Origin of the sequence: Xanthomonas sp. MUS 060 (assembly GCF_000963215.1) — a bacterium.
Classification (GTDB): Bacteria; Pseudomonadota; Gammaproteobacteria; order Xanthomonadales; family Xanthomonadaceae; genus Xanthomonas_A.
Genome location: NZ_JZIM01000001.1, coordinates 129,371 through 153,797 on the forward strand (window position 1 = coordinate 129,371; position 24,427 = coordinate 153,797).

The following is a 24,427-nucleotide window of genomic DNA, read 5'->3' on the forward strand; positions in this document are numbered from 1 at the left end:
CCCGGCTGCTGGCTTACCTGCTCAAGTATTTCCGGATGGATGGATACACGTCCGAGAAACGCGAGTAGTAATCCGGCTCTTTCGGCGTTTTGCAGGACGAGCCGCCATCGAACAGGCCGCCACGTAATTGGTAAGCGCCGTTATCTTTGACTGTGAACAGGGCCGAACCGGACGAGCCATCCTCGGTGACACCGGCCTTCCATTCCACGCGGTACAGCGGCGACTTGTTTTCGAATGAACGGGACAGGGCGGTCACGTTGCCCAGCGAATATTTCTTCACGTCGCCTTGGGGATGGTGGATGCCGATGATCGGGGTGCCGGTCGAATAGATCGCCTCACTGCTCCATCCGGCGAAAAATGCTCCGCTCGGCGGCGCGATTTTCAGCTCCAGCAAGGACACGTCGCGGGTATCGTTGGTGTAGCGCACATAAGCACCGCCGCTGAGCGTGGCGTATTCCGGATTGATCTTGGAGCCATGACAGGTGGTAGCGTCGTAGAACCAATAGGTCTGCAGGGTGTTGGCGACATCCTGGGTGCTGATGCAGTGGGACGCAGTCCAAAACAGGAACCTCTTCGGCGTATTGCGGTTGTTGAGCAGCGTGCCGGTGCAGGTGAAGGTGGAGCCGTCTTGATTGGTGATCAGCATGCGTGCCACCGACCTGGCTGCAGTGATGAAGCCGGGCGTCGGATGGGTGCGGCACGCGAGGTCGTGCTCGCATGCGCCGCTCTCGCCGCTCATTGGCTGCATCATCGCGTCGTTGGCGACAGGGCTGATCTCCATGTGCGATACCTTCGGCATCTTCAGTGCGAAGTTCTGTGGAGACTGGCTTTTGGCTAGTTCGATCTCCACCATCATGCGCGCACCGGCGACCACGGCCGACCAGCCAGGCGTGCTGCCGGCGAAATCGCTGCCGTTCTGTGCGAATACGCGACCATCCTGGCCAGCGAAGCGTAGCGTCGCTTGGCTCGGATCGCCGGGCTGAGCGCCGCTGCCACCCAGTTGCAGTGCCACGCGCAGCGCTGCGGCATTGGTGGAGGTGATCTGGAAGCTGGTTGCCTGCGCGCCGTTGGACAGTGTCTGCCAGTTGAGATGGCGCAAGTCGATATCCGGTTTGACGATATCGCGGGAGAAACCGATTTGCAGTGGCTTTCCCTGTTTGCTTTGTTGTGCACGTAATTGCTGAATTCTAGCGGTGTTGACGTTGTCGGGCGGGGGCAATGCGATCAGGGTGGGTGGGGGCGTACTATCTGCGGCGACGCTATGCAGTTCCGCTCCACCCAGCGCCGCGATGTTCGGTGCAGTTTCGACCGGTGCGGAATCCATCTCGTCGGCCAATGGGGGAGGATGCGCGATAGCCCTTGAAGACAGGCCAGCGATGCTGGCGAGCAATGCGATAGACAGTGCATGTCTTCGATTCATGGATCATCCTGATTGCTGATTACGTCAGTCGGAGGAGGGACCATCCGGTGCGTTGCCCGATGGGTGCCATTGCTGTCGCTATGTTCAATGTGCGTTTGCAGCCTAAGTCAGTCCTCGTCGCGATGGTGTTTTGTGGGCATATTTTTTGTGTCCTTCGCGTTTGCGGCACGCGTCAAGCGATTGTGCGAAGCCTGGAAGCTAGGCTCGTTGACGATGTAATGGCCTTCGTGCGCCAGTAAATGCAGGTTTCGCCTAGCGTGGTGAACAAAACGTTGCCAGCCGCCGCCAGGCGGGTGCGGATGGCGCGCAGGAGCCGTGGTGTCCGCGTGGTGCATGAAGATTCCGAGCTCCGTGCGCCCCGTTTGGTGGCGGCGCATTCGTGTTGTGAGCCGCTCTCAGTTGAGCCCCGGTCTACCTTGGCGCAAAAACAGCAATGCCCCAGACCAGCGGACTTTGGCCGATTGCCCCAGATACTGCTTGATCAATGGATACACGTCCGATAAACGCGAGTAATAATCTGGATTGTTCGGTTTGTTGCAGAATGAATCGGCGCCAAGCAGGCCGCCGCGCAACTGATAATCTCCATTGCTGTTGACAGTGAATAGGCCTGAACCAGATGAGCCGGGTGCGGTAACGCCGATATTCCATATCACCTGGTACAGCGGTGACTTGTGCAAATACGAGCTGGATAGGGCGGTGATATTGCCCAGCGAATACTTCTTCACACTGCCTCTGGGTTGGTGGATGCCTTCGATTGCGGTGCCGATCGAACTGATCGCCGCACTGCTCCAGCCAGCGAAAAATGCCCCGCTCGGTGGTGCATTTTTCAGCTCCGGCAATGACGTATCGCGGGTGATGTTGGTGTAGCGCAGATAGGCGCCACCGTTGAGTGTGATGTAGTCCGGATTGATCTTTGAGCCCCCGCACTTAGTTGTCTGCTAGAACCAGTAGGCCTGTACGGTATTTGCGACGGATTTTTTGCTGATGCAGTGCGCGGCGGTCCAGAACAGGAATTTCTTCGGTGTGTTGCTGTTATTGAGCAGGGTGCCGGTACATAAATAGGTGCCCTTGTCGATAGTGAATAGCATAATGGCCACTGCTTTGGTGGCCGAGGTGAAACCGGGTGTCGGATTGGCGCGGCAAACGATGTCATGTTGGCACGATTCGCTATCGTCGGTCATCGTCTTTATCGTCGTGTCGCTGGCGACAGGGCTGATGTCCATGTGCGAGATTTTCGGGATTTTCAATGCGAGGTTCTGCGGGGACTGGCCTTTCGCTAGTTCGATCTCTACCAGCATGCGCGGGCCAGCGACCGCCGCTGACCATCCAGAAGTGGGACTGGTGAAGTCGCTACCGTTCTGTTCGAACACGCGACCGTCCTCGCCAGCAAAGCGTAGTGTTGTGTGTTCTGGATCACGTTCGCTCGCACGCAACCCTTCCGAGCGAATCAGCCGATGCACGCGATGACGAATGCAAAGCCCCTCCTGCCTGCACAGGAGGGGCCACATGTGTTTTGCTGTAGAGGCTGGGTTACTCGTGCTCAGTGATGCTGTTGCATCGTTGCGGGGACGAATTTGTACAGCTTGTTGACCCCGGTGCCGAAGTTGAAGCGGCTGTAGCCTGCGCCCCAGTACACCGCACCATCGACGATGGCCGGAGCGCTGGCGACCGAACCGCCGGCATCGAAGCTCCACAAGGTAGCGCCAGTTTGTGCGTCGAGCACGTTCATCGTGCCGGACATGGAGCCTGCGTACACCAGCCCCGGCGAGGAGGCCAAGGGACCACGACCACCTGCGCCGAATGTGGGACTGACCGGATCGGTGCCCGGTACCTTGATTTGCCAGACGATCTTGCCGGTGGCTGCATCGAGCGCGGCCCAGGAGCCGGCGTTCCAGGTCTCGGTGCTGTAGAGGCTGGGTTACTCGTGCTCAGTGATGCTGTTGCATCGTTGCGGGGACGAATTTGTACAGCTTGTTGACCCCGGTGCCGAAGTTGAAGCGGCTGTAGCCTGCGCCCCAGTACACCGCACCATCGACGATGGCCGGAGCGCTGGCGACCGAACCGCCGGCATCGAAGCTCCACAAGGTAGCGCCAGTTTGTGCGTCGAGCACGTTCATCGTGCCGGACATGGAGCCTGCGTACACCAGCCCCGGCGAGGAGGCCAAGGGACCACGACCACCTGCGCCGAATGTGGGACTGACCGGATCGGTGCCCGGTACCTTGATTTGCCAGACGATCTTGCCGGTGGCTGCATCGAGCGCGGCCCAGGAGCCGGCGTTCCAGGTCTCGGTATATTGCCAGGCGCCAGCGTGTAGCTGCTATGCAAGTTATTGTTGATGGCGACGTAGACACGTGACTTGAACGGGTCCACCGAGGAGCCCCATTCGATGCCGCCGTTGATACCGCCGGGGCCGACTTGCGTCGACCACACGGTCTGCCCAGTGTTGGCATCGAGCGCCCAGTAGACCCCGCTCTTCTGGCCGACGCCGACCAGTGGCTGTGGCTTGCCGTCGCGGATCGCGATGAACAAATTGGCGCCGCCGCCGCTGAAGTCGTAATCCGGTCCCTGCGGATCCTGGCACAGGCCGTTGGTAGGCGCGTACAGGCAGGACAGCGACCAGACGTCCGCACCTTGCATGCGACGCGTCCACACCGGCTTGCCGCTGCTCATGTCCAGCGCCAGCACCGAGTCGACATAGTTGTCTGGAGCCATGCATGCCAACTGCGCGTCCTTGTCGTCGTTGGCGTTTTTGACGCAGGTGGCGACATCAAGTGGTATCGAGTAGTTGTTGCCGGTGGTGGCGTATACGCGCTGGCGCAGCGGGTCGATCGCCAGTGTGCCCCATACTGAAGCGCCGGTGTAGCCTTCGGGCGCGGTCTGGAAACGCCACAGCACTTCACCGGTCTTCAGGTCCAGCGCGGCCACGCTGCCGCGGAAGGAATATTTGTAGCCAGGGGTCAACGTGGTCCAGTCGCCGGAGGACACGCCGATGTAGACGCGGTCGCCGTAGACCACCGGCGAGGCGGTGATGTGTGCTGTCGGGTTGGATTCGACCAGGGTCTTCCACAGCAGTTTGCCGGTTTCCTTGTCGATCGCCAGCACCGTGCCACTGGCCTGGTCGCCGACCAGGATGCGGTCGCGCGCGATCGCCGGACTATTGCGCGACAGCGAACCGGCGATGCCGGTGTAGTCCGACAGCTTGACCTGCCAGACCGCTGTGCCCAGGTCGGTGTCGATGCGATAGAGCTCGCCACCCCAGTCCGGCACGTACAGTGCTTTGCCCTGTACGGTGGGCGTGGCCGAGACATCCCCCTGTGTGGCGAAAGTCCAGGCGATCTTCAGATTCGCGGCATTGAACGGGTTGATCTGCCATTCACCGGGTGCGAAGCGGGTGTTGAGAAAGCCACCGCCGGCACTGTCCCACAGGGTGTGGGTGGCGAACGGAGCACCATCGACAGGCCAGTACGCATTTGTCGCGACGGTGTTCGTTGATGCAGGCGTGGCGCCTGCAGATTGCGTCATCGCCAGCGCGCTGAGCATCAAGCCTGTCAGCAGAGCCAGTCGCGGGCGGTGCTGGTTCCGGTGTGCAGCAAGGATTTTCATTGGGTGTCCTTAAAAATGAGAGTGGGGATCCCCCCGTCACTTCCCTTGTCATCCTATGAGTGGAAATCCTTGAATGTCATGTACTTACGGGAAAGTTAGCGATCAAAATAAGGTTGCGGCGATAGCGAAAAACGATGGTGCCTTCTTCTCGGTGTCATCCCTTCTGCATTTGCGTGATGCAACGCGCATGGTCGTCGTTGTGCGACTCACGTTGTGTCCAGGTAAGCGCACGCAGACGCCGGCTTGCGATATGCAACATCGATCCATCGCATGGCGTTTGCTGTGAGCGATGGCCGAACGCGCGGTGGGATCGACATCGCGCTTGTATCGCCGCATCGCTGCGGCAATGCGGCATCGGGGCAATGGCGTCTTGCTTACACTTTCTCTCTACTGAGATCGACAAACGGAGTCCGACGATGAAATGCCCGCTGTTGTTGTGTGTTGTCCTTGCCTTGTGCGTCACGACGCTGGATGCCGTATACGCCGCACCGGCGCCTGTCGCCGCGCTGGAGGGCAAGGTCGATCCTGTCTACACGCGTGCGCCTGACGCGCTCAAACCCAGCGACGTGGTGGAGATGCAGCAGCGCTTGTTGGATTGGGCGCAATTGCAACGCTATCGTGCCGACAACGCCGCTCTTGCCGCGCCGACCATGCGCGTGCCGCGTGTGGTGTTCTATGGCGACTCCATCACCGATGCCTGGGGGCGCGCGGAAGGGACGCAGTTTTTCCCTGGCAAATCCGGCTACGTCAACCGCGGTATTTCCGGGCAGACCACGGCACAAATGCTGGTGCGCTTGCGTCAGGACGTGATCGACCTGAAACCGGCGGTGGTGGTGATCCTGGCCGGAACCAACGACTTGGCTGGTAATACCGGGCTTTCCACGCTGAGTATGATCGAGGACAACCTACGTTCGATGACCGAGTTGGCCCAGGCCAATCACATCAAGGTGGTGCTGGCATCGGTGTTGCCCGTGAGTGACTATCCGTGGCGACCGGGTTTGCAACCTGCGGGCAAGGTCCGCGCGCTCAATGCCTGGATGCGGGAGTACGCGCAGCGCCAGGGGGCGGTGTATCTGGACTACTACAGCGCCTTGAGCAACCGCGAGGGCGGCATGGATAAAACCGTGGCGATTGATGGTGTGCATCCCAACAGTGCCGGCTATGCGCTGATGGCGCCGTTGGCCGAGCAGGCGATCCAGCGCGCGCTGGGCAAACGCTGAGCGTGGGTGGCGCGCATGCTGGGCTGAGTCGTGCGCGCCGCCATAGTTGCCGAGATGGTGCGGATATCTGCTGTGCCGGCGCGCCTCAGAAGCGCTCGCTGTTTGGCAGATAGCGCCACTCGCCCGGCACCAGTTTGCCCAGCGCAATGCGACCGATGCGCAGGCGTCGTAATCCGACCACCTCCAGCCCCACTTGCGCGCACATGTCATGCAACTGTCCGGGTTGCACGTGCTTGATCGCAAAACGCAGGCTGTCCTCGTTCTGCCAGCTGACCTTGCAGGGGGGCAGTGCGCGCGACCCATGGCGTAGACCGTGGGCGAGCCGGTGCAGGCCATAGGGCTGCAGGTCGCCGCGCACCTGGACCACGAACTCCTGTTCGATGGTGGCCGCGTCCTCGTTGAGTCGGCGCAGCACGCGGCGGTCCTGGCTGAGCACCAGCAGCCCGTTGGCTTCCTGTTCCAGTGGCAAGGGCATGCTCAGGCGCAGGAAGTGGCGTTTGAGCATGCGCCTGTCGGTCGTATCGAGCACGCTGCGCGTCGTGGGACTGGCCAGTGCCAGCGCTTGTGCCACCGTTAGTCCAGCGGGTTTGTGCAGCAGCAAAGTGGCCGCGTCGTCGGCTCCCAGTTGCGCATCGGGTGCCAGCGTCACTTGCTGTGTGGTGATGCTGGCCTGGGGTGTCTCGACCACGATGCCGTCCACGCTGACCCAGCCGCCTTCGATGTACTGCTGCGCTTCGCCGCGCGAGCACGGCAGCATGGCAGCGAGGTATTTGTCGAGGCGAACGGGGGCGGACATCGGCGGCGCTGCAATCGGTGGTCGAGCAGTGTACGGGCGCGGCGGTTGTCCCGCCACGCGGCCGGATTCCGATGCCGGACTGGATTCAACCGGACGAGCTGCTGGCGCAGATCAAACACCAATCGGAGCGGGCACGATGCGAGCGCATCGTGGGTGGATGCAAGAGATTGCGGTGGACGCTTTTTCGGCGGCATTGGAATTGGCGCACGGCGCTCACGTCATCTGCTTGCGTCCTGTGGCTGATGCTAAAGCGTGCAGCGGGTATCATTCGGCTTCTAGATATCTAGATAGCGCCTACGCGGAAGGTTTCGATGCGCAATCCCTTGCAGGAGCAATTGCTCAAGGCCGGTTTGGTGAAGAAGAGCCAGGTGGCCCAGGTGGCGCGCGAACAGGCCAAGGCGCGTCAGGGCAAGTCCCCGCCGCCGCCCAGTGCCGAGCAAGTAGAGAACGAGCGGCTGCGCCAGGAGCGGGTGGAGCGCGACCGCGCTCTGGCCGCCGAGCGCAATGCGCAACTGCGGGCGCAGGAGCGGCGCACACAGGCGCGGCAGATCGTGGACAACCACAAGCTCAACGCCGATGGCGAAATCGACTATCACTTCACCGACGCCGGCAAGATCCAGCGGTTGCGGGTGGATGCGGCGTTGCGCGCACAGTTGATCGCCGGCAGCGTGGTGATCGCGCGGCTGGAAGCGGGCTATGTGCCGATTCCGCGCGCGGTGATGGACAAGGTCAGCAGCCGTGATCCGGCGGCGATCGTCTTCGATGCGTTGGCGGCGCCGCTGGCCAGTGGCGAGGACGATCCGTTCTACAGCCGGTTCCAAGTACCGGACGATCTGATCTGGTAAGTGTGCGGATCAGCGAGCGTGATGCATGAACGCGCTTTGTGGGATCGCAGAGGGAGCAATGGCAACGAGTGCAGCGGTGACAAGCTCGGTGTGCTTGCAAGCAGCGGCAGTGACGCTGAAATGGCACGTCTTTCAGTCCAGCCTCGGCGGTGCTGGATGGCCACGCCAACGGCGCGTACTGCGCTGAAAAAACAGGCTGTTGGGAATCTGCAGCACGCTGTCGCCGCCATCGCGGTGTTCGCGCAAGGTGGTGTAGATCAGGTTGATATCGATCACCTCGCCCTGCAGTCCAGGCTTCTCGCCGTTTTCCAGTAGTTCGATATGGTCGTGCAAGCGGAACGGCCGTGTGGCGAAGATCAATAGCGTGCAGAAGATGTTGGAGAGCACGCTCCAGGCGGCGAAGAACGCCACTGCGGCGACTGCAGCGAAACCGGTGAGGGCGGTCCACAGGACCGTGACCGACACTCCCAGGCGATCCAGGATCAGCAAAAGCGCGGTGCTGTAGATCACCAAGCCACTGCCGCGGCGTGCGATCATCACTAGCTCAGGTGGCAGTGCATGGTGTTCACTCACTTGCCGGATCAGCCGACGCAGCAGGGCACGCAGCAGCCAGGCGGCGAGCGCGATTATCACGATCTGCTGCACACCTGGTGCGGTCGGATCCAGCCAATGCTGAATCCAGGGAGGCAGTATGGGGTCTAGCCAGGGCATCGCAGCCTCGCGGGAAGGTAGAGCAGAACCGATGCTCGCAAGCCGGGCTGGCGCGGGCAAGTGCATGCGCCGATATGGGGCTGATCGGCAATACGTTTAGCCTGTGCTTTCCAGGCGTTTCCACAGTGCGGCGGGGATGCGCGGCAACGCTTCCAATGCGGGCTTGGCGAATAGGTAGCCCTGGTATAGGTCGATTCCCAGCGTGCGCAGGGCATGGTACTCGGCAGGCGTTTCCACGCCTTCTGCGAGCACGGTGCAGCCGAGTGCGGCGGCGATTTGCACGATACCGCCGACGATGTGCCGACGTGCTGTGCTGGTATCGATCCCATGGACCAGGCCGATGTCCAGTTTGATTAAGTGGGGTTGGAAATCGGCGAGTAAGTTGAGACCGGAATGGCCGGCACCGAAATCGTCGATCGCGGTGAGAAAGCCACGCTCCGCGCAGTGGTTCAGGATCCGCATCACTTTGGGTAGGTCGGCGATGTGTTCGGATTCGCTGAGTTCGAAGATCAACGCACTGACCGGCATGCCGAAGCGCTCGGCGGCGGCCAGAGTCGGGCGAATGCAGGTCGCCGGTTCATACATCGCGTTGGGGATGAAATTGATCGACAGGCGCGTGCTCAGGCCCAGGCGAGTCGCGCTGGTAATGGCTTGCATACGGCAGGTCTGATCGAAGCGATACAGCTGCTCAGGCTGGATACGCTCCAGCATGGTCGCGGCGCTGCTGCCGTCCTCGCCGCGGACCAACGCCTCGTAGGCGTAGATCGTGCGCGTGGAGGCATCGACGATCGGCTGAAATGCCGTGTGCACGGCGAAATCCAATGGCTCTGCGCCGCGGCAGTTGCCGCACGCAGGTTGGCCCAGTTCCGCGGACGCAGAGCGCAGTATCATACTGGATCGTGATGGCCGCAGAGAGCGACAAGTATGCGCAGTCGCTGTGAAGGCCGTGCATAGTACCGGCGTATTTAGCTGGCTTGGAGTTCGTCGACTTTCTTCAGCACGCGGGTGGTACCGAGCACTTCGATGCGGCCGCCGGCCTTGCGGAAGGCGGCCATATCGGCCTCGATACGCTCGCGGCTGAGACCCTTCTGCGTCTTGTCGACGGCATTGGCGCCGCGCCCGAGCTTGTTGCTGGACGAAGTGGTCTTGCTGATGGGACGTGCCATGCTCGAATTCCTCAAGTCAGTACATTGTCAACGGAATGCCACGCCGCAACTGGTCGTTGTGGATGCGGCGGATGTCGCGGCAGTACGGACCTGCCATCGTGAACTTGCGGCACACCGTTGGGCGTTGCGCGTAGATCGAGCAACACATGCGCTTGCTATCCACGGCCACGCACCAGCCCTCTTCGTCGCGGGCCATTGCGAGCAGGCCGTCGCGGGTGTACTCGGTGAGGTGTTGGGGGATTTGGTCATCGGGCATCAGCAGCACGGTCAGACGGCAGCAAATCGCATCGCAGCGCTCACAAGAAATGCTGGTTTCGCTACTGCGCGGCGGTGCCGGTGGCGTCTTCATGGATGGTCACCACTGGACGCACAGGAAGCGGTGGCGTGATCCGTCGAGGCAGGTTGGTGCGGTGTGTAAACAACGACGGACACGGGCGCTCCCGATGGGGCAGGCTCGGCGATAGGGCAGAGGCTGGCGCGAGAAATGGGGCGAGTCGGGCGACAGATAAGGAAGGGCCGGACGAGACGCGTGTAATGACGTGATGCTGAGGCGTATCAGCGCATATTACGCCAGTCGTGACGGGCACGTATGAACGCGGTTGGCTTATCCCGGACCACGCTTCCGCCTTCTTGCGGGATAACGGCTTTGGCGCTGATGTGGCGGCCGAGGGATGGGCGGGGTTGCCGCTCAGCCGTGTGCTGCGGCCAGCGCCAGGCCCTGCACCACGCCGAACGCGGGATCGCCATGGACCAGACGCGCCTGTGGGAATGCGGCGGCGACCAGTCGCTGCAAATCGTTGGCGCGCGACATGCCGCCGGTCAGAAAGACCGCGGTCGGATCGCCGCCGATCTCCTGGCGTACCTGCGCGAGTAGTGTTTCCAGCGCGTCACGATAACTGCCGGCGGCCTGCGATAACTCCTCGGCACACACCTGCACCTGTAGCCCGGTTTCGATGTATTCCAGAGTTTCACTGTGCTGGGTGGCGTCGCTGAGACGGATCTTGCTGCGTTCCACCGCGCGGTACAGGCGCGCGGTGTTGCCAGCGTGCTGCAAGGCTTGCAAGCGCGTGTCGTAGGGCGATGGCACCGCGTCGTAGCGATGTTGACGAAAGTCGCGCTGGCGGGTGGTGTCCTGCACCATCGCCGCCTCCACGTAGTGGTGCGACGGGACTCGGGTGATGCCACGGCCGAACAGCGGCATGAAGCTGGCCAGGTTCAGCGCCAAATCGATGTCGGTGCCACCACGGGCGATGCCCCAGGCGCGATGGACCTGCGGCGCGGCGTCGCCGCCGACGCTGGCGTGGGCGATGTCGGTGGTGCCGCCGCCGATGTCCACCACCACCGCATCGTGTCGCTCGCGGGTGACGGCGTGGTAGTGCATGGCCGCCGCGGCCGGTTCTTCCAGAAACGCCACATCGTCGAAGCCGGCGGTGATCGCCGCACCATGCAGAATCTCCAGCGCTTGCGCGTTGCCGGCTTCGCCGATCGAACTGCGGAATTGCACCGGGCGGCCGAGCAGGGCGCGCCGTACCTGCATGCCGAGCTGTTGCGAGGCGGTCAGGCGGATGTGTTCGAGGATGTGCGCGGCAATGCCGGCGATGGTCTGGCGTGCGCGCGGATGCAGGTTGTAGCCCAGCATTGATTTGGGACTCTGCACCAGGTTGCCTTCTCCCTCGACGAAATACGCCTCCAGTGCGGCATCGCCGTAGACCGCATTCTGCAGCAGTGCTGCGGAACTGCGCGGTTCGCGTATCTGCGTTTCCATCCATTGCCGGCGCACCACCCGGATCGCATCGCGGCGCAGTGCATCACGGCTGCGTTCGCGTCCAGCGGCGACAGTATCGCGGTGACCGGCGTCGATCAGTTCCTGCACCTGTTGTTCCAGCGCAGGAGTCAGGTCGAAATCGGCCGGGTCGCGCATTGCCTCGGGGAAGTAAACCGTGGTGCGGAACTGCAGTTGATCGCCGAAGCCGATCTGCACCACGCGGCCGTCGATCACTGCGGCGGCGGCGGAATTGCTGGTGCCAAAGTCGATGCCGAGTCGCATGGCGTTGCCGGGAACGGGACGGGCGCGCACTGTGTGCCAAGCGACGCGGCGATGCAAGCGTCGTCGGTCATGCGCGCGATCGGTGTCGGTGGTCCATGTGCTGGCAAGGCCAGGCGCTGTCGTGGCGCTGCTCGATCGCTTCGCCCACGCCGAAGGCATTCCCCGCGATAGCGGGTCGCGGGGAGTGCCAGCCAGGTACTGTGCGCGGTGGATCGGGTCACTTGAACAGGTTGGAGAACTGCTACGACAAGGTGTTTCCCGTGCAATGCCCGAGTGCCGCCGCGGCAACGCTGCGTCGCCGCCTGCATCGGTCAGTCCAGCGTTGGGTAGTCGGTGTAGCCCTTGGCACCGCCGCCGTAGAGCGTGTCTGCATTCAGCGTGTTCAGCGGAGCGTTGCGGCGCAGGCGTTCCACCAGGTCCGGATTGGCGATGAAGGGACGCCCGAACGCCACCGCGTCGGCGCGGCCTGATGCAATCGTCTCCTCTGCCATGGCCTTGTCGTAGCCGTTGTTGACCAGCCAAGGGCCGTGGAATTTGGCACGTAGCGCGGCATAGTCGAAGGCGATGTTGTCGCGTGGGCCGCCGGTGGAGCCTTCGATCACGTGCAAGAAGGCCAGGCCCAGCGGGTCCAGGCGTTCCACCGCACGTTCGAACAGCGGCTGTGGATCGCTATCGTGCGCATCGTTGGCCGGAGTGACCGGCGATAGACGCACACCAGTGCGCTCGCCACCGATTTCCTGCGCCACCGCCTGCACCACCTCAAACAGTAGCCGTGTGCGGTTCTCGATGCTACCGCCATAGGCGTCGTCACGGTGATTGCTGCCGTCGCGCAGGAATTGGTCGATCAGATAGCCATTGGCCGCATGCACTTCCACGCCGTCGAAGCCGGCGGCGATGGCGTTGCGCGCGGCGCGGCGGTAGTCCTCGATCAGCCCGGGAATTTCGTCCAGGCGCAGTGCGCGTGGTGTCGATACGTCGGTGAAACCTTCGGCGGTATAGGTCTTGGCATCGGCGCGTAGTGCGCTGGGCGCCACCGGTGCCGCGCCTTCCGGCAGCAGGCTGACATGCGAGATGCGGCCGACATGCCACAACTGCAGCACGATGTTGCCGCCGCCTCGATGCACGGCATCGGTGATCGGCTTCCAGGCTGCAACCTGCGCGTCGCTGTAGATTCCCGGGGTATCTTTGTAGCCTTGACCCATCGGGGTGATCTGGGTGGCTTCGGCCACGATCAGGCCGGCGCTGGCGCGCTGGCCGTAGTACTCGGCGGCCAGTGCGCTGGGCAGTCGGTCCTCGCCTTCGGCGCGGTTGCGGGTCAGTGGCGCCATCACGATGCGGTTGGCCAGTGCGATTGCGCCTAGGCGCAGTGGCTTGAACAACGGGGACGTGGTCTCGGTCATCGGGATTCCTCTGTGTGGGTGGGCCAAGGTGCCTGCAGCGCGGCGCTTTCAGCGCTTGCAGATTGTCGAGATGGGGATGGCTGCGCCGATTTCGCGTCGGTTTGGTGGGACAGTGCGTTGCTGTTGCACGAGGGGGATGCAAGCGTGGCGTGGCGGGCTTGGATGCGCAACATCCCCTTGCGCGGATTAGTGCGGGGCGGCCCATGACGGGCATGGGTCTTGCTTGGTCGCACGCATCTGCTGCGCAGGCTTCGCGATGCCAGGGTTGCATCTACATCTGTCATGGGCGAGCGCGGGGCAAGCGTTTGCATCACAGTCGCTAACAACACTGCTGCGTTGTCGGCGGGCAGTGACGGGTCGTACGAGTACTCGGAATCCTCTGGCCGAGCGAATGATCTAATGCGCGCGACGCGACGGTGTGGCGGCGTGTGCCAACCGATGTCGCATGCTTGGCTGCGTGGTCGTGACGGTTCCCCGCCGTTGCAGTTGCGATAATGGGCTGCGTCCTGCCGAGCGCGGCCTGCCATTGTGGAGTGCTTTTGTCCGATGTCCGATTTCAATGCCTGCGCCGATCCCCAGCCGCAACCGCCCTCGCCCCCAGCCCTGGGCGACTGCTGCGACAGCGGCTGCCCGCTGTGCGTCCATGATCTCTACAGCGATCAATTGGCATGCTATCGGCAAGCGTTGGCGCAGTGGCGCTTGCGCCATCCCGAGGCGGTCGTGGATGGCTGACCCGGCGGCAGGTGGGCAGGCATGGTTGCCCACCTGCCGTGCCTTGCATGAACCGGGTCGTAAGTTGCGCTTCGCGCCGCTGCGGTTCGGGATTATCTTTAGCGTGCTTTTTCAGGATTGCCGGATGATGCAAACGCGTAGCGGTTGGAGATGGGGATGGGGACTGAGCGGACTGTTGGCGCCGATGCTGGCTGCGTCGGCCCCGGCTGTGCCTGCGGTGCCACCGAACGCACCCTCCGGTGTACCGGTGGCCGTGCCGGAAAAGCTCAGTCACGGTCGCTTCGAGAAAGTGCCGGTGCTGTTGCCCAAGGGCGATGCGCAGCGTGTGGTGCTGTGGTTCGCTGGCGGCAAGCGCGGCGACGCCGAACGTATGCGGCAAGTCGAGGCCCTGCGTCAGGATGGCGCGATGGTCGTGCTGATCGATAGCGCGCACCTGCAGGCGGTGTTGGCCAAGATCGACGGCACCTGCGACTTCTCCGCTGGCGACGTGGAAAACTTCTCGCGCTACGTGCAGGCCTACTTCCACGTGCCGACCTACCGTTTGCCGTTGCTGGTTGGCGATGGCGATGGCGCCGCATTGGCCTATGCGATGGCCGCGCAAGCGCCCAAGCACGTGCTGGCGGGCCTGATGACGGAGGATTTCTGTCCGGTGGAGGTTCTCGACGATCAGATCTGCGGTGCCGGCATCGCCGCGCCGGCGCGTGCGCTGCAGCCGACCAGTTTGCCGGTGCCGTGGCTGGCCGCGCTCGATACCCAAGCTCAGCATCGCTGTCGCCAGCAAAGCGATACGTTTATACAAAAAGTGCCGCAGGCACGTCAGTTCCGCCGTAGCGTCAGTGGCGACGCGCTGCCGGGTTTGCGCGCAGCGGCGCGTTCGCTGGGTGCGCGGCCAGGTGTGAGTTTGCCGCCGATTCCGGCCGACCTCGCTGGCCTGCCTGTGGTCGAGGTGGCGGCCAGCCCGTCCGCGGCGAACGCGGTGAACGATAATGTGTTCGCGATTTTTGTTTCCGGCGATGGTGGTTGGGCAGGGCTCGATCAGCAAGTTGCTGGTGCGCTCGCCAAGTCGGGTATCCCGGTGGTGGGTGTCGATTCGCTGCGTTATTTCTGGAGCGAACGTACTCCGCAGGGTTTTGCCGCCGACTTGGATCGCATCTACCGTCACTACAGTCGATTGTGGCAGCGCGGGAAGGTGGTCTTGATCGGCTTCTCGCAGGGCGCGGATGTGCTGCCTGCTGCCTACAACCAATTACCCGAGCCGATGCAGGACCAGGTCAGGCTGACGGCGTTGCTGTCGATAGGCAAGACAGCCGACTACGAGTTCCACGTTTCCAATTGGATCGGCTCCGGCGACGACGATGGCCTGCCGATCGCTCCGGAAGTGGCGAAGATGCCCCCAGCGCAGACCTTGTGCATCTACGGCGAAGACGACGATGATGCGTTGTGCCCAGGCTTGCCGAAGGGGCGGGTGCAGTCGGTCAAACTTCCTGGCGACCATCACTTTGAGGGCGACTATGAGGCACTCGCCAAGCAGATTCTGCAGCGGGTGAATTGAGCTGCTGTTGTGGAAGTGTGCCGCCAACGTTTGGCATGCGCGATGTTGGTGGTTTCGTAAGCGCTTGGCATCGCCTCAGCGTTAAGGCAGGCGCTGCGCGCGCTGCGACGCTTTACCGATGGAGCGTCGCGCGCCGCGCCGCACTGGCCGTAGACAAGCAGGCCGTCATATCCCAAGTCACAACATGACGCTTTTTGCGCAAGCGTCGCCGATTTTTTCATCGCCTCGTTTGAGCGCTATTTGCGGGTGCGCCACGCCATGTCGCTGTCCCCACTCCAGCCTTTACTCCGGCTTGCGCGGGTCGAGCGAAATCAGTCGGGTGACGTCCAGTAGTGCGGCTGGCAGGTGCATGCCGCCGGGAGCTGCCAGGTAGCGGGTGCGCCAGGTCGGGGCGAACTTGGATTTGAAGCGACGCAGCCCGCTGAAGCCGTAGAAGCGCTCGCCGTGGCGCACGATCAGGTTGCCGAAGCGGTTCCAGCGTCCGGCCAGACGGTGCTGGGCCAGGCCCGACAATGGCGCCATGCCGAGCGAGAAGCGCTTGTAGCCCTGGTCGCGCCCCCACAGGAAGAGTTCGATGAACAGGAAGTCCATGGTGCCTTTGGGGGCGTCGGCCAAATGCCGCATCAGGTCCACCGACAATTCCTTGCCAGCCGTTGCATGCCACAGGTTGGCGAAGGCCACGACCTTGCCCTCGCACTCCACCAACGCGATCGGGAACCGACGCAGATAGTCCGGATCGAAGCTGCCCAGAGAAAATCCTTTTTCGTCACCTGCCTTTTCCTCCAACCACTGTTGCGAGATGTTGGCCAGGACCGGGATCAGCGTATCGACGTCGGTGGGTGGAACGATGCGGAAACTCAGCCCGCTGCGCTTGCCACGGTTCCATGCCTGGCGTAGATCGGCACGCTCACGCCCCTCCAGATGGAAATCTTCCAGCGAGACCAGCGCTTCCTCACCCAGCTTCACCAGGGTCAAGCCCAGATCCAGATAGGTCTGCCAATGTTGCTCGCCCACTTGGTAGAACACCGGGCGCAGGCCCATCCGATCGGCTTCTTCGCGGAAACGCCAGATCAGTGCACGGGCGATGTCCGGCGACCCCACCGGGTCGCCCATCGCCACCAGCGAGCCGCCGTAGCGCTGCATCATCACAAAACCGCGGCCGTCTTCGCACGGCAGCAGTGCTTTGTCGCCGGTCATGACCAGGCAGGCCTGAGTATCGGTGGCGTCGGCCAATACGGGCATCAGTGCGTCCAATTGCGCTGCATCGGCGGACGGCAATGGCGAACGTGTGCTGTGCAGCAACCGCGCCATTCCGAACACCACCACCGCCACGCTGACCAACAGCACTGCGCGCAGCGCACGCGGGGCATTGGCCGAGGTGGCGAACTCCCACCACAGTTCGTTTTGGTATTCGACGTGGCTGTAGACGAAAAACAGCAGCCACACGGTGGCGATCAGCACCAGTCCCAGGTTGCGCAGCCAGGGCCACGACCACGCTTCATCGAGCAGTGCGCCCTCGCGATAGAACTCGCGTCGCGCCCCCCACAGGCCGATTGCCGCCACCAGCGAGGACAACGCCACCGAGACATGGCCGCCACGTAGCCACGCCGGTAACGGCAACAGCACGCAGATGCCGATGGCGACGATCCAGGCCGAATGGCTGCGCCGTTGCAGGCCCTGGCCGATCAGCAGTAGGACCACGCCGCCGAGGCTGGCCAGCAGGTGCGATGTTTCCACAATCGACAATGGCGCCACGCCCTGGCGCCGTTTCGGGGTGGGCAGGGTGCCGTCGATGACCAACGCTGCACCGACCGCGAACACCGCGATGGCGATGATCTGCGGCAGCCACGGACGCAGCGTGCGCCAAGCGACGCGCACGCCCCCGGCACTGGCGACCAGCGGCCGGCGCAGACCGGAAACCGAGGCCATCAGCACCGAGAGCAGCAGCGGCACCACGTAATAGGTGACGCGGTAAATCAGTGCCGCAGCCAGTACCGCCGCCGGCGCGACGCCAGGTAGCAGCTTGAGCAGACTCCATTCGAACACGCCCAGGCCGGCCGGCACGGTAGAGACCAGGCCAGCCACCACCGCGACCAGATACAGGCCGACGAAGCCGACGTACTCGATCCCCGATTCGTTCGGCAACAGCACGTAGAACGCGGCGCTGGCCAGTCCCAGTTCGACCACGCTCAGTAAGGTCACGCCCAAGGTGGTGCGACGGTCTGGCAGCCAGAGGGCATGCTCGCGCCAGCGCAGTGTGCGCCCGTCGCGTCCTGCCAGCAGCAGCATCGCGGCGAAGCCGAGCAGCAGGGCGATACCGATGGCGCGTACCGCCGATGCGCCGACCGGCAAGGCCAGTGCGGCCGCGTCCGGTTCAAGGGTCAGCGCCAGCGCCAGCAGCAGCCAGGCGCCGAACACGAAGCCGAGTGTGCTCATCAGCACGACCTGGCCGATTTCGGCCAGGCTCAAACCGACCCGGCCGTATCCGCGCAGGCGCACCGCCCCACCAGTCAACGCGGCGAAGCCGAGCGTCTGCCCGACCGCGTGCGCCAGGAACGCAGTGACGCTGATCCGCATCGGGTGCAGGGTGCGACCACTGCGGCGCAGGCCGATTGCATCGAAACCGATCAGGCAGGCATAGCTGCTCAGCCCCAGCAGCAGGGTCAGCACGATCTGGCTGAGTCCGAGCTGGTTGAACGCATGATGGATCGCGCTATAGCCATGGGTGCTGAATTCGCTGTCCAGCGCATGCAGCGCCATGGCCAGGATCGTCAGGCTGGCCAGTACCGGCAGCGCGCGGCGCCAGCCGGAGACAGAGGAAGCGGAGGACGCGGCGTCGGTCATTGCGAGTGGGTGTGGGCAGAAGAGAATGGTGGCGCAGAGCGGACAGCATGCCACGGGGTCAGGGCGGAACTGCAAGCGGCACGGGAGAGACGGTCCATCGTGATACAGGTTGACCAGCGCTGTACCAGCATGCCGACGATGCGCATGATAGTGGAATGGCACGTGGGCACGGCGTCTATGCTGCGGTATCGGTGGTGCCGGTCGTGATCTGCGGTACCTTCTTCCTTTTGCGCGATCTGGAGCCGCGATGCCTGTATCCGCCTTGTCTCGCCCCGTCTTGCCGCCGCGCTGGTCGCGCTTGGCCGCTGCGGTGGCGCTGGTCTTTGCCTTGCTATTTCTTGGGGTGGCGTTGGGATTGCAGGCCACGCGCGTCGATCTGCACTGGCAGCAGGCCACGCTGAGCTTGTACCTGCATGGCCCAGGTGGCTTGTTGTTGAGGATCGCCTATGTCCTGTTGGCCGCCGCAATCGCGATACTGGCCGCCGGGCTGTATGCGCAGGCACCGTCGCGAACGCGTAGCGCTGCACCGGTGTTGTTGTTCGTCGTGGCGGCCCTGGGCCTGTGTGTGCTCGCGATCGGGGAAAGTTACCTGCCGCAGCAAGCCCCGCTGCTTGCGCCGTTGGTGCATGCCTTATCGGCGCAGGCCGCGTTCCTGTGCATGACCAGCGCGATGCTGTTGCAGAGCGCCTGGTTGCGTCGGCAGCTCGTGTGGCAGCGCAGCGCGGGAATTGCACAGGGATTGGCGTTCGCGGCGTTCGCGGCGATGTGGTTGCATGTGCTATGGCGCACGCCGCTGCGCGGGCTGACTCAAAAACTGACCATCGTGTTGATCCTGGCGTGGCTGGTGTTGGTCGCCTATCGCCTGTGGCGACCGTCGCCTGCAGCCGCGACGCAATCGCGCGACAATGGCCAGATATTTCCACTTCAGGACACTGCACCATGATCCAGCGTTTCGATACCGGCCCACGTATGTCGGAGATGACCGTGCACAACGGCGTTGCCTATCTCGCCGGCCAGATCGCCGACGACGCCAGTGCCGACATCGCCGGCCAGACCCGTCAGGTGCTTGAGGCGATCGATCGCTTATTGGCCCTTGCCGCCACCGATAAAAGTCGGATCCTGCGTGCGGAGATCTACATGACCGATCTTGCCGAGTTCGCCGAAATGAACAAAGTCTGGGAAGCCTGGGTCAGTCCAGCCAACACGCCGGCGCGTGCCACTGTGCAAGCCAAATTGGCAAATCCGCAATGGAAGATCGAAATCGTCGTCACCGCTGCGGTATAGGTGGCGCGGCAGTCGCCTGTGGAGTTGCTGGTGCATGCTGCGTGAGCAGTCATGCCCAGCAGTCACCTCGGTGGCGACGCATTGCCGGTGGCGCGTCGCTGCCGAGGCTGCCCGCGTGGCGGAAGACAGCATGCGATTGCGGCCAAACCTGCGGGCGCTCACTGCAATGGCGGCCATGTTGGATTGCCAGCGTTCGATGGCGGTTCGGTCCGGACACCATGCCGCGCGTTGCGGCTTCTCAGCCGCGCACGAATCGGTAATGTGCCACGCCCCACTGCTGGCCTTGTTCGTAGCCGAATAATTCCGCGCAGGCCATCCAGAACATGCGCCAGCGTTGCCACCAGATCTTGGCATCCTCGCCATAGGTGGCCTCCAGCACTGGCATCAGTTCCTCGCGGTGCCGGTCCTGGTTCTGTAGCCAGGCGTTGGCGGTTTTCTCGTAGTGTTGGCCGGACAGCAGCCAACGCTGATCGAGGGTCAGATCGTCCTGGAACTGCAGCAAGGTATCGGCCGCCGGCATCAGTCCGCCGGTGAAGAAGTGCCGTCCCATCCAGTTGTCCTCGCCTTGCACCTCGAATGGGTAGGCCAGGTCGCGGTGACAGAAGATGTGGACGAACAACTGGCCGCCCGGTACCAGCCAGTGGCTGATTCGCGCGAGCAGCTCGCGATAGTTGCGCATGTGTTCGAACATTTCGATCGAGACCACGCGGTCGTAACTGGCGGCGGGCAGGGTCAGCGTATTGGCGTCGTGGGTGATGACCTTGACGTTGTCCAGCCCGCGTGCACGGCATTGCGCCTGGATGTGTTCGCGTTGCGGGCGCGAGTTGGACACCGCCGTGATGCGCGCACCAGGGTACTGCTCGGCCATCCACAGCGTCAGCGAGCCCCAGCCGCAGCCTAATTCCAGAATTTGCTGGCCATCGCGCAATTGGGCGCGTTCGGTGTACAAGTGCAGCATCCGCTCCTCGGCGGCATCCAGATCGGCGGTGCTCGCATCCCAGTAGCAACTGCTGTACTTCAGACGCTTGCCCAGGCATAGCTCGAAGAAGCGCGGTGGTACCTCGTAGTGCTGGCGATTGGCCGCGTCGGTTTCGATCGCGATGGCGCTGTCGCGTAGCGAGGCGATGAACTTGCGCTGGCGTTCCCAGGCGGCGTCGGCGCCACCGGCGCGCTCCTCGTGCAGGCGTTGCGTGCACAGCCGACGCATCGCGGCGCGCAACAGCGTGTCAGGCAGTAGGCCGGATTCGGCCAGTCGCGTTGCCAGGGGTTCGGCCGGCAAGGCGGTAGGGGACGAGGTGGTGATCGTGCTGGACATCTGTATTTCTCCTGAAATGGGCTCAGTGCCGCGGCGGCAAGGGGAAAAAGGCGCTGGTGCTGCGTTGGTAATCGGCATAGTCGTGGCCGCGCGAACGCAGTGCCTGCATTTCGGTGTAGGGAATGCCGGTGATGCGGTAGAGGAAACCGAACATCAACAGCGGCCCCAGTGCGGCTATCGCGACCCACAGTGCACCGCTGCCGACCGCCAGAAAGACGTAGGCGAACCAATGCACGAATTCGAAGAAGTAGTTGGGGTGCCGCGAGTAGCGCCACAGACCCTGGCGGCAGGTTTTGCCACGGTGCGCTGGATTGGCGCGGAACGCGGCCAGTTGCCGGTCGGCCAGGCTTTCGCCACCGACCGCCAGTAGCCAAGTGGCCAGTGCCAACGTGGTCCATACATTCCACTGTGGCTGCGGATTGTGCGCGGCCACCGACAGCGGTACCGCGAACGCCACCACCACCAGCGCCTGGCCGAGGAAGAATGCCAGGAACAGTCGCTGGTCGTCTTGCCAGTGTTCACGCAGCGCACGATAGCGGCCATCCTCGTGCGGATCGCCGAACACACGCACGCCCAGATACCAGGCCAGACGTGCGCCCCACAGACCACCCATCGCCGCCGTCAGCACGCGTGGCAACGCCGCGCCGTCCGCGCGCCAGGCGCAATACACCGCCGCCAGCGTCATGCATGTCGCCCATAGCACGTCCACTACGCCAGCGTTGCGGCTGTGCCGTTGCCAGGCCCAGCCGGCGAGCATGATCAGTGTGGTGAATATGCCTACGTGCAGCAGCGGCCAGGCGTTCATTGCGCCGCTCCTGCGATGTGCCTTGCCGCCGCTGCGCTCGCTGCGAAACGCCGTGTCGCCAGACTCAACAGCGTCAGTGCGATGGCCCAGCCCAGCGCCAGCGCCAGCAGCGCATGCGGCAGTGGTGGTGCCAATGTCACTGCGTGCCAGCCGTGCGCAGCCAGCACATAGCCCAGTGGGCCACAGGTGGCACCGAATAGCGCCGCGCGCCAGGGATGACGCATGACCCAGGCCAGCGAGTGATTGAACGTCAATGCGAAGCCGGCCCACAGCGCCAGAATCCACAGCGGTGGCCATGGCGCTGGTGGCGCGGCGCTATAGCGGACCCAGCCACCGGCACGCAACACCGCGTCCACGCTGGCACCCAGCGGTAGCGCCAGTGCCATCAGCGTCGCATCGCCGTGCGCGCGGCGGCGCTGATGCAACTGGTACAGCGCGAACAACGCCAACGCGGCTGGGCCAGCCCAGACCATGCCACGGCTGGCACCGGCCACTGCGGCCAACCACAGCCCTTGCAGGGCAAGGTAGTTGACCAGATTGTTCATTCCTCGCCCGCCAATGCCGGTGCGAACTGCGCCGGACGCGCCAGCGGCTTGCTCAGCCACAGGTGCACGTCGCCGATGGAACGCTCCAAGAAGCCACCCTCGCAGTACGCCAGATAGAACTCCCACATGCGGATGAAACGCTCGTCGTAGCCGAGCGCACGCACTTGCGGCAACTTGGCCATGAAGCGCTCGCGCCAGGCGCGTAGCGTCAGTGCGTAGCTGGGGCCGATGTCTTCCAGGTTGAACAAGCGCAGGTCGCTGGCGCGCGCGACCGCGCCGGTCATCGCTGCCACCGAGGGGATGAAACTGCCCGGGAAAATGTAGCGTTTGATGAAATCCACCGACTTCAGCGCCTGCGCGTAGCGGTGGTCTTCGATGGTGATCGCCTGGATCAGCGCCTGGCCGTCGTCCTTGAGCAGTGCGCCGACCTTGCCGAAGTAAGTGTCCAGGTACTGATGGCCGATCGCCTCGATCATTTCGATCGACACCAGTCGGTCATAGTGCCCGTCGAGGTCGCGGTAATCGCGCAATAGCACTTCGATGCGGTCCGACAGCCCGGCGGCCTCCACGCGTTGCCGCGCCAGAGTGTACTGTTCCCGCGAAATGGTGGTGGTGGTGACGCGGCAGCCGTGGTGCTTGGCCGCATGCAGCGCGAATCCGCCCCAGCCGGTGCCGATCTCGATCACGTGGTGATGCGGTTGCAGGTCCAGTTTGGCGCAAATGCGCTGCAGCTTGCGCTCGGCGGCGCGTTCCAGTGCGGCTTCGCCGAGGGCGGCATCGCTGTCGCGGAACAGCGCCGAGGAGTACATCAGGTTTTTGTCGAGGAACAACTCGAATAACCGATTGCCAAGATCGTAGTGCGCGGCGATGTTGCGACGGCTGCCGGCACGGGTGTTGCGCGCGAGCGCATGCAGACCGCGCATGGCCATGCCGCCGAACCGGGCCAGGCCGGTCTCCATCGCATCCAGGCGGTCGCGGTTGCGCACCAGCAGGCGTACCAGTGCGACCAGATCGTCGCAGTCCCACAGCCCGTCCATATAGGCTTCGCCGACGCCGACACTGCCGTTCAGCGCGGCCTGGCGGTAGAAGCGTGGGTCGTGGATGCGCAGATGCGCGTGCAAGCTCTCCGGTGTGGTGCGGCCAGCATCGCCGAGGGTGGTGAGCGTGCCGGCATCCTCGATGCGCAGTTGACCGTCGCGCACACCGTCCAGCGTAGCCAGCAGGCGCTGTCGCAGGAACCGGTCAAAACCGCGTGGCGGCGGCGTGGCGGCCATCAGCGTGTTGGCGGAAGAGGATGCGTGCGGAGCGTTCATTGGCATTCTCGCTGAGTGGAAAGGTCGGGATGGTCATGCACTGGATTGCCGCGCAGCCATAGCCGCAGTGCCTGCCAGTGGATCTTGGCCAGCACCTGCAGGGTCATTGCCGGATAGCGCAGCAATGCCCTCGCCAGGTTGGTGCCGTCGATCTTGCGCCGCTGCAATACCAAGGTGGCATCGAAGCGCCGCGCTGTGGGCGTTGGATCGAGCACGTCCATGTGTACGCGCAGTGCTTGCCCAGGCTCACTGAAGCGCCAGGCATAGGTGTGCGCCATCGCCATGAACGGCGAGACGTGGAAGCGTTTGTCGAAGCGCCAGGCATGCACGCTGCCGTGGTGATGCGCTTGGGTCAGCGGCAGCACGTAGGTATGGCAGTTGTCGCCATGGCGTGTTGGTGATCTCGGCGACGATGCTGTGCAGGCGCTGCTGCGCATCGTGGCAATAGTAGAACGTGACCGGATTGAAGCAGTGGCCGAAGTAGCGCAGGTGGGTGAGCATGCGCACCGAGCCGAGTGGGCGTTCGCCGGTGTGCTGTTGCACGCGGTCGCGGACCGCTTCGTCCAGGGGTTGTGCTGGGTCGCCGAGATAATCGCTGCGGCGGAATTCGGCCAGATTGCGGCGGCCCACCGACCACAGCCAACGCCGTGTAAAAACCTGGTCTAGTTCGCCCAAGTCCAGATACATCAGGAACAGCGGATAGCGGAACGCCAGTGCCTTGGGCGCATGCCGTCGGTGCCGCACCCAGCCGGTGTATATCGCGCTGTGCAATCCGGTGTGGGTCGTGACCGCCACCGCCGGCGTTGTCGAGACGGCGCCAGCCGGCGG

At 63.5% G+C, this 24,427-nt stretch carries 19 protein-coding genes, 1 other RNA gene and 4 pseudogenes; 6 read left to right on the forward strand and 18 right to left on the reverse strand.

The window, feature by feature from the left end:
• Nucleotides 1-13: 13 nt before the first annotated feature.
• The 5 genes and pseudogenes from XANALMUS060_RS00505 to XANALMUS060_RS00525 form a co-directional block, all read right to left on the reverse strand.
• On the reverse strand, nucleotides 14-1,420 hold the full coding sequence (locus XANALMUS060_RS00505; protein ID WP_045736703.1) for a trypsin-like peptidase domain-containing protein: 1,407 nt from the start codon (nucleotides 1,418-1,420) through the stop codon (nucleotides 14-16).
• Between the two features lie 259 nt (nucleotides 1,421-1,679).
• A non-coding RNA gene (locus tag XANALMUS060_RS18075) (sX9 sRNA) lies at nucleotides 1,680-1,755 on the reverse strand.
• Between the two features lie 153 nt (nucleotides 1,756-1,908).
• Nucleotides 1,909-2,820: pseudogene (locus XANALMUS060_RS21700) on the reverse strand (serine protease); the annotation flags it as partial.
• A 140-nt stretch (nucleotides 2,821-2,960) separates the two neighbouring features.
• Nucleotides 2,961-3,326: pseudogene (locus tag XANALMUS060_RS00520) on the reverse strand (PQQ-binding-like beta-propeller repeat protein); the annotation flags it as partial.
• Nucleotides 3,327-3,348: 22 nt separating this feature from the next.
• Nucleotides 3,349-4,961: pseudogene (locus XANALMUS060_RS00525) on the reverse strand (PQQ-binding-like beta-propeller repeat protein).
• 479 nt (nucleotides 4,962-5,440) lie between these two features.
• On the opposite strand from XANALMUS060_RS00525, the gene XANALMUS060_RS00530 reads away from it, so the two are divergent.
• Nucleotides 5,441-6,244: an SGNH/GDSL hydrolase family protein gene (locus XANALMUS060_RS00530; protein WP_045736706.1), complete on the forward strand. Its 804-nt coding sequence runs from the start codon at nucleotides 5,441-5,443 to the stop codon at nucleotides 6,242-6,244.
• A gap of 85 nt (nucleotides 6,245-6,329) precedes the next feature.
• On the opposite strand, the gene XANALMUS060_RS00535 is transcribed toward XANALMUS060_RS00530, so the two are convergent.
• Complete coding sequence (locus XANALMUS060_RS00535; RefSeq protein ID WP_045736707.1) at nucleotides 6,330-7,040, reverse strand: rRNA pseudouridine synthase; 711 nt, start codon at nucleotides 7,038-7,040, stop codon at nucleotides 6,330-6,332.
• A gap of 311 nt (nucleotides 7,041-7,351) precedes the next feature.
• Here XANALMUS060_RS00535 and XANALMUS060_RS00540 point away from each other — a divergent pair, with 311 nt between their 5' ends.
• Nucleotides 7,352-7,885, forward strand: coding sequence for a DUF2058 domain-containing protein (locus XANALMUS060_RS00540; protein WP_045736708.1), 534 nt, complete (start codon nucleotides 7,352-7,354; stop codon nucleotides 7,883-7,885).
• A 132-nt stretch (nucleotides 7,886-8,017) separates the two neighbouring features.
• On the opposite strand, the gene XANALMUS060_RS00545 is transcribed toward XANALMUS060_RS00540, so the two are convergent.
• The 6 genes from XANALMUS060_RS00545 to XANALMUS060_RS00570 all read right to left on the reverse strand — a co-directional run bounded on the left by XANALMUS060_RS00545 (nucleotide 8,018) and on the right by XANALMUS060_RS00570 (nucleotide 13,209).
• Nucleotides 8,018-8,596: a mechanosensitive ion channel family protein gene (locus XANALMUS060_RS00545; RefSeq protein ID WP_045736709.1), complete on the reverse strand. Its 579-nt coding sequence runs from the start codon at nucleotides 8,594-8,596 to the stop codon at nucleotides 8,018-8,020.
• A gap of 96 nt (nucleotides 8,597-8,692) precedes the next feature.
• Complete coding sequence (locus XANALMUS060_RS00550; RefSeq protein ID WP_045736710.1) at nucleotides 8,693-9,487, reverse strand: EAL domain-containing protein; 795 nt, start codon at nucleotides 9,485-9,487, stop codon at nucleotides 8,693-8,695.
• A 74-nt stretch (nucleotides 9,488-9,561) separates the two neighbouring features.
• On the reverse strand, nucleotides 9,562-9,762 hold the full coding sequence (locus tag XANALMUS060_RS00555; protein ID WP_045728323.1) for a hypothetical protein: 201 nt from the start codon (nucleotides 9,760-9,762) through the stop codon (nucleotides 9,562-9,564).
• A 16-nt stretch (nucleotides 9,763-9,778) separates the two neighbouring features.
• Nucleotides 9,779-10,111 carry a YkgJ family cysteine cluster protein gene (locus XANALMUS060_RS00560; protein WP_045736711.1) on the reverse strand — a complete coding sequence of 111 codons (333 nt, stop codon included), beginning with the start codon at nucleotides 10,109-10,111 and terminating at the stop codon, nucleotides 9,779-9,781.
• Nucleotides 10,112-10,450: 339 nt separating this feature from the next.
• Nucleotides 10,451-11,809, reverse strand: coding sequence for an Hsp70 family protein (locus XANALMUS060_RS00565; protein WP_045736712.1), 1,359 nt, complete (start codon nucleotides 11,807-11,809; stop codon nucleotides 10,451-10,453).
• Between the two features lie 311 nt (nucleotides 11,810-12,120).
• Nucleotides 12,121-13,209 carry an alkene reductase gene (locus XANALMUS060_RS00570; RefSeq protein WP_045736713.1) on the reverse strand — a complete coding sequence of 363 codons (1,089 nt, stop codon included), beginning with the start codon at nucleotides 13,207-13,209 and terminating at the stop codon, nucleotides 12,121-12,123.
• A 546-nt stretch (nucleotides 13,210-13,755) separates the two neighbouring features.
• Between XANALMUS060_RS00570 and XANALMUS060_RS00575 the strand changes: the two genes are divergently transcribed.
• Entirely contained in the window at nucleotides 13,756-13,941 is a 186-nt protein-coding gene (locus XANALMUS060_RS00575; protein ID WP_045736714.1) for an oxidoreductase-like domain-containing protein, read from the forward strand.
• Between the two features lie 124 nt (nucleotides 13,942-14,065).
• Nucleotides 14,066-15,493, forward strand: a complete 1,428-nt coding sequence (locus XANALMUS060_RS00580; RefSeq protein ID WP_152640343.1) for an AcvB/VirJ family lysyl-phosphatidylglycerol hydrolase — start codon at nucleotides 14,066-14,068, stop codon at nucleotides 15,491-15,493.
• Between the two features lie 282 nt (nucleotides 15,494-15,775).
• Here XANALMUS060_RS00580 and mprF read toward each other — a convergent pair whose 3' ends face one another.
• The gene (mprF, locus tag XANALMUS060_RS00585; protein WP_045736715.1) at nucleotides 15,776-18,337 is read right to left on the reverse strand and encodes a bifunctional lysylphosphatidylglycerol flippase/synthetase MprF; all 2,562 of its coding nucleotides are present in this window, start codon (nucleotides 18,335-18,337) and stop codon (nucleotides 15,776-15,778) included.
• Nucleotides 18,338-18,584: 247 nt separating this feature from the next.
• On the opposite strand from mprF, the gene XANALMUS060_RS00590 reads away from it, so the two are divergent.
• Both XANALMUS060_RS00590 and XANALMUS060_RS00595 read left to right on the forward strand, forming a co-directional pair.
• Nucleotides 18,585-19,280, forward strand: coding sequence for a DUF998 domain-containing protein (locus XANALMUS060_RS00590; protein WP_045736716.1), 696 nt, complete (start codon nucleotides 18,585-18,587; stop codon nucleotides 19,278-19,280).
• Nucleotides 19,277-19,621, forward strand: a complete 345-nt coding sequence (locus XANALMUS060_RS00595; protein WP_045728317.1) for a RidA family protein — start codon at nucleotides 19,277-19,279, stop codon at nucleotides 19,619-19,621. The genes XANALMUS060_RS00590 and XANALMUS060_RS00595 overlap by 4 nt, the downstream gene beginning before the upstream one ends.
• Nucleotides 19,622-19,859: 238 nt before the next feature.
• On the opposite strand, the gene XANALMUS060_RS00600 is transcribed toward XANALMUS060_RS00595, so the two are convergent.
• From XANALMUS060_RS00600 to XANALMUS060_RS00620, 5 genes and pseudogenes are all read right to left on the reverse strand, one after another.
• Nucleotides 19,860-20,936, reverse strand: a complete 1,077-nt coding sequence (locus XANALMUS060_RS00600) for a cyclopropane-fatty-acyl-phospholipid synthase family protein (protein WP_045736717.1) — start codon at nucleotides 20,934-20,936, stop codon at nucleotides 19,860-19,862.
• A gap of 22 nt (nucleotides 20,937-20,958) precedes the next feature.
• Nucleotides 20,959-21,741, reverse strand: coding sequence for a DUF1295 domain-containing protein (locus XANALMUS060_RS00605; RefSeq protein ID WP_045736718.1), 783 nt, complete (start codon nucleotides 21,739-21,741; stop codon nucleotides 20,959-20,961).
• Nucleotides 21,738-22,286, reverse strand: coding sequence for a DUF2878 domain-containing protein (locus XANALMUS060_RS00610; RefSeq protein ID WP_045736719.1), 549 nt, complete (start codon nucleotides 22,284-22,286; stop codon nucleotides 21,738-21,740). Before XANALMUS060_RS00610 ends, XANALMUS060_RS00605 begins: the two co-directional genes overlap by 4 nt.
• Nucleotides 22,283-23,560, reverse strand: a complete 1,278-nt coding sequence (locus XANALMUS060_RS00615) for a cyclopropane-fatty-acyl-phospholipid synthase family protein (protein WP_045737047.1) — start codon at nucleotides 23,558-23,560, stop codon at nucleotides 22,283-22,285. Before XANALMUS060_RS00615 ends, XANALMUS060_RS00610 begins: the two co-directional genes overlap by 4 nt.
• Before the next feature lie 35 nt (nucleotides 23,561-23,595).
• Nucleotides 23,596-24,370: pseudogene (locus XANALMUS060_RS00620) on the reverse strand (DUF1365 domain-containing protein); the annotation flags it as partial.
• Between the last annotated feature and the right edge of the window lie 57 nt (nucleotides 24,371-24,427).